Raw genomic sequence first — 782 nt, 5'->3', positions numbered from 1 at the left:
CGGGTTGTTGCTGGTGGGCGCTCGTGGCATCAGCCAGCGGCCCCTGGCCCCTGGCAAACAAGAATAAAAGCGAGGCGAACCCATCATGGGTGGCATGAAACAAGACACGATGCCGGTCATCCGGGATCTGAAAGACTTCGACGCGCGCAGCGGCAACCTGCTGGAGCGCATGGTGTTCAACCATCGTGTGCCGTTCGTGCTCGGCATCCTGCTGATCACGCTGCTGCTGGGCTACATGGCGATCACGCGCCTGGAGCTCAAGCCCAGCTTCGAGAAGATGATTCCCCAGGGGCACCCCTACATCCAGAACTTCCTGGAAAACCGCAAGGCCCTGCGCGGCCTGGGCAACAGCGTGCGGGTGGTGGTGGAAAACACCCAGGGCGATATCTTCGACCCGGCCTATCTCGATGCCCTCAAGCAGGTGCATGACGAGCTGTTCCTCACCGAAGGCGTCGACCGCGCCTGGATGAAGTCGCTCTGGGCGCCCGGCGTGCGCTGGACCGAGGTGACCGAGGAAGGCTTCCAGGGCGGCCCGGTCATGCCGGATGGCTACGACGGTTCCAAAGCGAGCATCGAGCAGCTGCGGCAGAACATCGCCCGTGCCGGCATCGTCGGCAGCCTGGTGGCCAACGATTTCAAGTCCACCATGCTGGTGGTGCCGCTGCTGGACCAGGCCGCCGCCGGGGCCAAGGGCGTGGACTACCACCAGTTCTCCCGCACCCTGGAAGACAAGTTCCGGCTGCGCTTCGAATACGCCGGCGACCAGAAGGCGCAAGCGTCGG

1 pseudogene is annotated in these 782 nt (G+C 64.2%); it reads left to right on the top strand.

The features are described 5' to 3' along the window. Positions 1-85: 85 nt before the first annotated feature. Positions 86-782 (top strand): annotated as a pseudogene (locus ACFPU0_RS18285) (RND family transporter); the annotation flags it as partial.

It is taken from the genome of Pseudomonas sp. GCM10022186 (assembly GCF_042656385.1).
GTDB lineage: Bacteria > Pseudomonadota > Gammaproteobacteria > Pseudomonadales > Pseudomonadaceae > Metapseudomonas.
This window is presented reverse-complemented; position numbering and strand designations above follow the sequence as displayed.